This is a genomic window from Halomonas sp. (assembly GCF_033549285.1).
In the GTDB taxonomy this organism is placed as follows: domain Bacteria; phylum Pseudomonadota; class Gammaproteobacteria; order Pseudomonadales; family Halomonadaceae; genus Halomonas.
Genome location: NZ_JAWSUJ010000164.1, coordinates 1 through 5,212 on the forward strand (window position 1 = coordinate 1; position 5,212 = coordinate 5,212).

Here is a 5,212-nt window from a genome sequence, read left to right on the forward strand (position 1 = left end):
GAGAGATGAAGCGCCTTGCCATGCTGCCGTCCTAAGCTGAGATCCTGCTGGCATTGTGCCTGAAAATATCTGCCTAGTCACTTATTGGGCACTGTGCTTTACTACTTCTCCATCGCAGATTAGAGCATAATGATGACCCTTGGAAAATCTAGGATTATACCATCGAAATTGCTTGCACTCATCTCTTTTAAATCTTTGTGATTTGTAATTGTCGGGGTAGCCAAGAATAGAAATGGTGTCAGTCTCGGACATGCCGACCGCCAGACGACCTCGTGCACGAGCCTTGGTGATGTTGTTTCGCCTGTTGATGCGATCCAGATAAGGAGCTTCGTTAGATCCCGATGCCTGGGAACGAGGCTGAGGTTTTGACCTGGTCACTGGAGGAGGTGGACGCTTGTGAGCATCAGGGGCCTGGTAGGTCGTGAGGCCACCACCTTGGAACCTGGTTGTGGAGGAACCACATGGGTGGTCCTGGAAGGAGGGGGTACCATCTATGTCGCAACGGTAGACCTGAGCTTCGGACGAAAATGGAAAAAGCAGCAGCGCTGCCAGCACAATAGGCTGAATCATCCCTGACCCCAGTTCGTATGCGTTCTAATTGAACATAGCATACATTTTGTAACATGGAATGGGGGGGGGAGGGAGACGAGGTGTCGACAGCGCACTGACCACGCTTTTCGCAATGGCCCGAGACGCCTGCTCAATCGACGCTGGTGTCGCGGAAGCCGGCATTGATCAGGCAGTAGAGGCCGTAGCCGAACAGGCCGAGGGCCACCACGCCCAGCAGCCAGGGGCCGAAGGGCTGCCGTGCGAGCACGTTCAGCGCGCCGCCGAGCCCCGGGCCTCGCTGGGGTCGGTCCGCCATGCCGCCAGGCAGAGGAAGAGCCCGATGATCACGAAGACCACCCCGCGGGCCGAGAGGCCCCAGCGGGTGATGCCCTCGAAGAAGCGACGCTGGGCCGTGGCCATCTCGTGGTGGTGCCAGTTCTTGAGGTAGGAGCGGGTGATGGCCCGCCACAGCTGGCGCAGGCCGACGCCCAGGAACACCAGGCCGACCGCGAAGACCAGGATCACGCCGCCCCGGTGGCTCATCAGCAGGGCGGTGCGATCCTGGGCGGTGGCTTCCCCCGAAGACATCGCCACGTTGCGCAGCAGGTCGAAGCAGTAGACTCCCAGGCTGCCGTGGGTGAGGCTGCTGACGAGGAAGCCCAGCCGGGTCCCGACGCCCTTGAGACCCAGCCCCACGTCCTCGGTATCCAGCAGGGCCTGAAGCAGGCGCCACAGGGCATAGGCGAAGAGCCCGGCGCCGAGCAGACCCAGCATGACGTCGCCGAAGGGGCGGGCGACCAGCTGGTTGATCGCCTCCTTGGAACCGACGTTCTCCCCGCCCAACCCGGCCGCCGCCAGGGTGGCGAGGCCGCCGATCAGCAGGTAGACGATGCCCTTGGCGACGTAGCCGGCGCGTGCCGCCAGGGCGAGGCCGTGCTTGAGGCGTGTCTCGGGGCGTGGCATGGCGGCTCCTGGGGTAGGGGGACCTGTCGCCGTTCAGGCCAGGTTGAGGATCACCAGCGCCAGGGTGCCGCCGGTCAGGGCGTAGCCCAGCAGGGCCATCAGGCCGTCGTTGGCGAGCAGTGCCAGGGCGAAGAGCGTGAGGGCCAGGCCCGCCCCGTTGGCGGTGAAGGGCACCACCTCCATGGGGGGCATGGCCAGGGCGATCAGCAGGCAGGTCAGCGCCACGGCGAGGTGGGCTGGAGGCCGTGTAAGCCACACGAGCCGCTGCTTGAGCAACCGGTCTACCCAGCGGGCCGGGCGCTCCATCCAGCGGGTGGCCTTGGTGAAGCGCGCCCGCGAGACCCGGCGTTCCAGCAGCCAGGCCGGCAGCCAGATGTGGTCCCGGCCGACCAGCAGCTGGACGGAGGAGAGCACCACCAGGATGGCCATCAGGGTCGGTACCCCGGGAATGTCGCCGATCAGCGGCGCCAGGGTGACCAGCCCGGCGACCAGCAGGAAGGGGGCGAAGGAGCGCCGGCCCACGCTGTCGAGGATGGCGTCGAGGCTCACGCTCTCCCGGCGCCGGCCGGCCTGCTGGACCCTCTCCAGCAGGCTGGCCAGGTCGGCCGGGGGCGCCTGCTCGCTAGCGTCGCAGGTCTCACCGGCCATGCCGCCTCCCGGTCCAGAGCAGCAGGACGCCGAGCAGCAGCAGCGCCGGCCCCACGAAGGCGACGGGGCTGGAGGCCCACCAGCCGACGATGGGCAGGATGGCGCCGAGGATCAGCAGGGCGATGGCGAGGGTCCGGACCGTCATGGGCAGCGTCTCTGTCGAGGTGTGTCGACAGTGTAGCGTCGCGAGCGAGGGCTCTGCAGCCCCGCGGGACTGTCGCCTTGCCCCGGGATGGCGTAAGGTAGTGGCAACACAGTCCTTCGCCCGTCCTCGGGTGGAGGGCTGTTTTCGTTGGTTACCCCGGAAAACGTGCAATCAGCGTTGACGGTGCCCAGGAGGTCTCATGGCGACGCGTCCCCCCATCATCATCAATCGGCTCGATGCCGAGCGGCTGCAGCGGCTCATCGACGAGGCCGACGACAAGGACCTGGCGGTGGCCCGCTCCCTGGAAGAGGAGCTGGTGCGCGGCGAGGTGGTCGACCCCGAGGAGATTCCCGAGGATGTGGTCAGCATGTGCAGCCAGGTGCAATTCACCGACCTCGATCGCAATCGGCAGATCATCCGCACCCTGGTCTATCCCCATGCGCTGGCCACCACCGAGGACGGCATCTCGGTGATGGCGCCCGTGGGGGCGGCCCTGCTCGGCCTGCGCATCGGCGATACCATCGACTGGCCCCTGCCGGGCGGTCGCGAGGTGCAGCTGCGCATCGATGCCATCCTCTGGCAGCCCGAGCGGGAAGGCCAGTTCCACCGCTGAGCCCATCCACCCCGACAACTGGAGGTCCCTGCATGCCCTTCTCGCTCTGGCTCTCGCTGGCCGCGGTCTGCGCCATGGGCGCCATGTCGCCCGGCCCCAGCCTGGCCCTGGTGCTGCGCCATACCCTGGGCGGCGGGCGCCTGCCCGGGGTCGCGGCGGGCCTCGCCCATGCCCTTGGCGTGGGCTTCTATGCGCTGCTCACGGTATGGGGCCTGGGGGCGCTGATCGTGCGCTTCCCGCTGTTGTTCCAGGCGATCACCTGGGGCGGGGCGGCCTACCTGGCGTGGCTGGGGATCAAGGCCCTGCGCGCCGGGCGGGCCGGCGCCCTGGATGCCGAGGCCATGGCCACCAGCGGTCGCCAGGCGGCCCGTGAGGGCGTGCTGGTGGCGCTGGGCAACCCCAAGCTGATCCTCTTCTTCATCGCCCTGCTCAGCCAGTTCGTGACCCCCGACATGAGCCTCGCGGCCAAGGCGCTGGTGGTGCTCACGGCGATGGTCATCGACGGCGGCTGGTACGTGCTGGTGGCGGTGGGCCTGTCCCACTCGCGGGTGCTGCCCTGGCTGCAGGCACGGGCCCACTGGCTCAACCGCATCACCGGCGTGCTGCTGCTGGCGCTGGCGCTGCGGGTGGTGGCCGGGCCCATCGCCTGAGCGATTGCGTTGATGTGCGTCATGCTCCTGTCCCGATGACCCAGGCGTTTTGCTGATACGCTGAAGCTTAGTGCCCTGGTGGGAAGCCCCTGGATGAATGATCTGACGATGCAGGCCCAGCGGTTGGCGGTGGTGCTCGAGGAGGACCCCGATGCCGCCGCCACCCTGTCGCTGCAGCTGCGCACCCTGGGCATGGAGTCCCGCTACTGCCGGCACGGCCAGCATCTGATCGGCGAGGTCATGGCGCGGCGCCCCCAGCTCGTCATCATGGCCCTGGAGTTCGGCCAGCAGGATGGCATCTCCATGCTGCGCCGGCTCGCCGAGTGCGGCTACCGTGGCCGGGTGCTGCTGCTCAGCGGGGTCGAGCGCAAGATCGTGCGCATCGCCGAGCGGCTTGGCCAGGCCCTTGGGCTGCAGATGCTGGCCTCGCTCGACAAGCCCATGCGGCTCATGGAACTGCGCGAGCGCCTCGAGGCCCTGGGAAGGGCCCATCCCCCGGGTGATGTCCCCGCCGCCACGCCCCCCTGTCGCATCGAGGAGCTGGACCGGGCCTTCGCCCGCCAGGAGATCACCCTCCACTACCAGCCCCAGTTCGAGCTGGCCAGTGGCCGTCTGAGCGGCGTCGAGGCGCTGGTGCGCTGGGCCCACCCCGAGGCGGGCCTGCTGGTGCCCGGCCGCTTCCTGCCGCTGCTGACGCCCGACCAGAACCGTCACCTGACCCGCCGCGTGCTGCAACTGGCGCTGGAGGATGCCGCCGGCTGGCGCCGGGCCGGCCTCTCCCTGTCGCTGTCGGTCAACGTCACCGCCGATGACCTGATGTGCCCGGAGCTGCTCTCCCTGGTCAGCGAGGCCCGCTGTTGGGCGGGCGATGCCCCCGTGGTGCTGGAGATCACCGAGACCGCCGCCATGGAGGACGAGCTGCTCGGCAGCGAGGTCGCGGCCCGGCTGCACCTGGGGGGGCTGGAGGTCTCGGTGGATGACTTCGGGGTGGGCTTCTCGTCGCTGGCCCGGCTGCAGCTGCTGCCGATCAGCGAGCTCAAGGTCGATCGCAGCTTCGTCAGCCGCCTGCTCGAGGATGCCCAGGATGCCGCCATCGTCGAGGCGGTGGCCCTGCTGGGGCGCCGGCTGGGCATCCGGGTGGTGGCCGAGGGGGTCGAGGACCTCGCCTGCCTGGGCCACCTGGAGCGCTACGGCTGCACCCATGTGCAGGGCTTCGGCCTGGCCCGGCCCATGCCTGCCAAGGAGATCCTGGCGCTGGCCGGCGCTCAGTCGCCGATGCGTGCCAGCAGGGCGGCCAGCGGCGCATCTGCGGGCAGCACCCCGTAGGCCGGTCCGGCCTCGTCACCCAGCCGCGAGCGGCAGAAGGTCTCGGCCACCTCCGAGGGGGCGTGGCGCAGCAGCAGGGCGGCCTGCAGGCACTGGGCCAGCCGCTGGGCCAGCCAGCGGGCGCGCGGCTCCAGCGAGGCGGGCGGGGCGGACAGTTCGGTATTCAGCCGGGCAAGGGCGCGGTCGAGCTCGGCCTGCTGGCCGCGCACCGCGGCGAACTCGGCCTCCAGCGCCGCCAGCGCTTCCGGGTGGCGGCCCAGCACCCGCAGCAGGTCCAGGCAGATCACGTTGCCCGACCCCTCCCAGATCGAGTTGACC

7 protein-coding genes and 1 pseudogene are annotated in these 5,212 nt (G+C 68.7%); 3 read left to right on the top strand and 5 right to left on the bottom strand.

Annotated elements, in window-relative coordinates; translation table 11 throughout:
* Positions 1 to 700: 700 nt before the first annotated feature.
* Genes SCI24_RS20695 through SCI24_RS20710 form a run of 4 tightly spaced genes read right to left on the bottom strand, consistent with a single transcriptional unit; the run spans position 701 to position 2,305 of the window.
* A complete protein-coding gene (locus SCI24_RS20695) occupies positions 701 to 817 on the bottom strand; it encodes a DUF1206 domain-containing protein (protein ID WP_318727170.1) in 117 nt (38 codons plus the stop codon).
* A 2-nt stretch (positions 818 to 819) separates the two neighbouring features.
* Positions 820 to 1,512 carry a DUF1206 domain-containing protein gene (locus SCI24_RS20700; protein WP_318727171.1) on the bottom strand — a complete coding sequence of 231 codons (693 nt, stop codon included), beginning with the start codon at positions 1,510 to 1,512 and terminating at the stop codon, positions 820 to 822.
* A gap of 33 nt (positions 1,513 to 1,545) precedes the next feature.
* Positions 1,546 to 2,160 carry an exopolysaccharide biosynthesis protein gene (locus tag SCI24_RS20705; RefSeq protein ID WP_318727172.1) on the bottom strand — a complete coding sequence of 205 codons (615 nt, stop codon included), beginning with the start codon at positions 2,158 to 2,160 and terminating at the stop codon, positions 1,546 to 1,548.
* Complete coding sequence (locus SCI24_RS20710; protein WP_318727173.1) at positions 2,150 to 2,305, bottom strand: hypothetical protein; 156 nt, start codon at positions 2,303 to 2,305, stop codon at positions 2,150 to 2,152. Before SCI24_RS20710 ends, SCI24_RS20705 begins: the two co-directional genes overlap by 11 nt.
* A 199-nt stretch (positions 2,306 to 2,504) precedes the next feature.
* Here SCI24_RS20710 and rnk point away from each other — a divergent pair, with 199 nt between their 5' ends.
* The 3 genes from rnk (at position 2,505) to SCI24_RS20725 (ending at position 4,894) form a co-directional block, all read left to right on the top strand.
* Positions 2,505 to 2,918 carry a nucleoside diphosphate kinase regulator gene (rnk, locus tag SCI24_RS20715; protein WP_318727174.1) on the top strand — a complete coding sequence of 138 codons (414 nt, stop codon included), beginning with the start codon at positions 2,505 to 2,507 and terminating at the stop codon, positions 2,916 to 2,918.
* 32 nt (positions 2,919 to 2,950) lie between these two features.
* A complete protein-coding gene (locus tag SCI24_RS20720) occupies positions 2,951 to 3,568 on the top strand; it encodes a LysE family translocator (RefSeq protein ID WP_106232315.1) in 618 nt (205 codons plus the stop codon).
* 93 nt (positions 3,569 to 3,661) lie between these two features.
* Positions 3,662 to 4,894, top strand: coding sequence for an EAL domain-containing response regulator (locus SCI24_RS20725; RefSeq protein WP_318727175.1), 1,233 nt, complete (start codon positions 3,662 to 3,664; stop codon positions 4,892 to 4,894).
* Here the strand turns inward: SCI24_RS20725 and SCI24_RS20730 are convergent.
* Positions 4,834 to 5,212: pseudogene (locus SCI24_RS20730) on the bottom strand (DNA alkylation response protein); the annotation flags it as partial. The gene SCI24_RS20725 and the pseudogene SCI24_RS20730 sit on opposite strands and share 61 nt — an antisense overlap.